General features: G+C 64.0%; 3 protein-coding genes. 2 read left to right on the top strand and 1 reads right to left on the bottom strand.

The genetic code is table 11. The annotated features are described in order from the left end of the window. Positions 1 to 112 precede the first annotated feature (112 nt). Positions 113 to 748, top strand: a complete 636-nt coding sequence (locus KBX08_RS32925) for a hypothetical protein (RefSeq protein ID WP_210787655.1) — start codon at positions 113 to 115, stop codon at positions 746 to 748. Positions 749 to 916: 168 nt separating this feature from the next. After that, the gene (locus tag KBX08_RS32920; RefSeq protein WP_210787654.1) at positions 917 to 1,582 is read left to right on the top strand and encodes a hypothetical protein; all 666 of its coding nucleotides are present in this window, start codon (positions 917 to 919) and stop codon (positions 1,580 to 1,582) included. 193 nt (positions 1,583 to 1,775) lie between these two features. Here the strand turns inward: KBX08_RS32920 and KBX08_RS32915 are convergent, their stop codons facing one another. Continuing rightward, complete coding sequence (locus KBX08_RS32915) at positions 1,776 to 2,132, bottom strand: hypothetical protein (RefSeq protein ID WP_210787653.1); 357 nt, start codon at positions 2,130 to 2,132, stop codon at positions 1,776 to 1,778. Between the last annotated feature and the right edge of the window lie 298 nt (positions 2,133 to 2,430).

Here is a 2,430-nt window from a genome sequence, read left to right as displayed (position 1 = left end):
TCCTTAGGGGTCGACCAACCGCGCTGACAGCGGGCCTTCCGGTACGGCTGGCCAACTTTGAGTGTCGATTGACTGGTGTCGACGGTCGCTGTCGAGTCATAGGATGCGGCTCGTGAAACCAATCGACAAGCGCGACTTTATCGTCGGTGTCCGGTGGTGGCAGACAAGCACAGGGTGGCCGAAGGACTTCCACAACGCGGACTACGAGGTGTTGGCTGCTCAGAACCCGAACGGGGTGTTCTTGGACGACTGGTGGGCGGGGTTCCTGCCGCGGCTGACCTTGTGGCGGGCTTTGCGGCCGTTCTCCCGCGCCGAGGTGACCGGTCTACTGGTCGCCAACCGGGATGACCTGGCCAGCGCTTGGCATCAGGCGTGCGCGCCGGTGAGGGACAACGACATTACCGAAGTCACCTGGGATCGAGTGCGGGCGTTCCCTGAGGTGGTCGCGCGGTTGAAGCCGACGAGCTCTCCGGTGTTCCGGTCAAAGTTCTGCCACTTTCTGCTTCCCCGGATTTTTCCAGTCTTCGACAACTTGGCTGTGGGCGGATCGTGCACTTACGAGAGGTACTTCAACTTAATCAGGGATACGTGGAATGTCACCCCCGCTGACCTGCAAGCCAGCCTGATCTCTGAGCTGAGCCAGATGGTCGAAGACGAAGGCCGTGGCCCTCTGCACGTCGGTTTCCCCATGGCAACCAAGATCACTGAGCTGGCACTCATTGGGCGTAAGCACGGTCAACGTCTATGAGGGTTCTGCCCGCATCTCGGACAGAGGCAGCGCCAGGTTGGGCGGCACCGGCGTCTGCTTGGTTGTATGAAGGGTCGGCATCCTGGAGCGCGTCATCCTCAGCCTCTGGTCTCCGGGGCTCTCAGCCGAAACGACAGGGGGACGACGCTGAACCCGTGGGTGCAGACGATGACGGGGTTGATAGCGGCAGTCGGCGCATTTGTCGGCGTGCGGCTGTCGGTTCGAGGCAACGATCGTGCGACCGTGCAGCGAGACATAGCTGCACGTCGCGAGGAGTGGTGGCGCCGGTTCACGTGGGCCGCTGAGCTTGCCCATGACGACTCACCCGCCAGCCGTGCAGCCGGACTGCGAGTCCTGACACAGCTTGCCCTGTCGGAACTCTCCCAACGAGACGAGCACTTGATCCTTCATGCCTTCCCTGCGCCCGTACTGCGAGAGTCTGAGCTGGATGGGCACACGGGCACCACAGAGGAGCAGGTCGCTGCTGCCCAGATGATGATTGTGCTCGACCGGAAACTGGGATACGACACGCCGAAGTACGTTCGGCGCATGGCTGGGCAGAGTCGCCTCTACTACGCCTCGGCGAGACGGGCGCGCCGCGTGCACACCACCCTCCAGGCGAGCGCACTTGGCGGTTCGATCGTCACGGCCAGTCTTATCGGTGCCGGGGCGGGCGACTCGCTGCTTTTGTGGGGTGCTGCGGCAGGTAACGCGTTGGCAGCCACCGCGACAGGCTTGCTGCTCTACTTCAAGTTCAAGGACAGGGAAATCAATCTCCTGCTCACAGCAGAAGCGATTGATGACGATCTGGCGCTAGCGGAGCAAGGCAAGTAGTGAACGCCCGACGCGGAAAGACGTACTGGCTCCTAACATTGCTCGTGCCGGTTGCCGCCGGCATAAGTCAGAGCCGGGTGAAAGCCTTCCAAGTTGGTCGATGCGCTGATGGTCAGGAAGCCGCTACGGCCGTCAAAGCGCGATCCACCAGCGCCCTGACCGCGACTGCTCGTTCCTCCCGGCCGATGAGCAGTTAAGCGCTGGTTGTCCAGGTGGAGGTCGGGGTGACCGGGGCAAGTTGGTGGTACCAGCCGGGGAGTTCGTGGGCGTGGCGGTACTGGTCGCTGCTGGTGCGGAGGGTCACGCCCCGGGCCGCGAGGGCGTCGGCGAAAGCCGCGTACTGGTCGCTGCGAAGCATCCACCCGCGGTAGACCGCGACGCCGCCGGCGGGCACGGTCATGACCGCGCGCTGCGGGTCGCCGCGGGTCAGCGTGTCGTGGTCGACTACCGCGACGTCGATCCCGGCGGCGCGGGCCGCGTCGGCTTCGGCCGCGAAGTGGTCATCGGGCCGGCGGGGCCGTAGAGGGTTCGCGGGGACCAGCAGCATCATCCGGGCATCGTGCCCGAGTTACGACTACAGGTTCTACCTCATATTCAGGTCGGCCCGCTCACTCTGATGCTGCCCCGGCGTCTGCCGATTGTCGTAAGGGAGTGGGCACCTGCCTTGAACGAGTGCGCCGTCGTGCACGGGGAGCACAACCTTGCGCAGCTATCCGCTTGGCGGGACGTCTCCGTCGGCTCGCCAGTCGGTGAACAGCTCGGCAAGTCTGGTCTTGGTCTGGTCGGTGAGGATCTTGGTGGTGTCGTCTCCGAGTGGCTTCAGGGCGTGTTGGCGTACTGCGGTGTGT

Source organism: Micromonospora sp. H61 (genome assembly GCF_018070325.1).
Lineage (GTDB): Bacteria > Actinomycetota > Actinomycetes > Mycobacteriales > Micromonosporaceae > Micromonospora > Micromonospora salmantinae.
Note: the sequence above shows the minus strand (reverse complement) of the source record. Positions and strands in the feature narration are given on the sequence as shown.

Bases quoted from the DNA above. Each gene is read 5' to 3' on its own strand.
- KBX08_RS32920 (WP_210787654.1), top strand. From the start codon at position 917: ATGACGGGGTTGATAGCGGCAGTCGGCGCATTTGTCGGCGTGCGGCTG.
- KBX08_RS32915 (WP_210787653.1), bottom strand. From the start codon at position 2,132: ATGATGCTGCTGGTCCCCGCGAACCCTCTACGGCCCCGCCGGCCCGAT.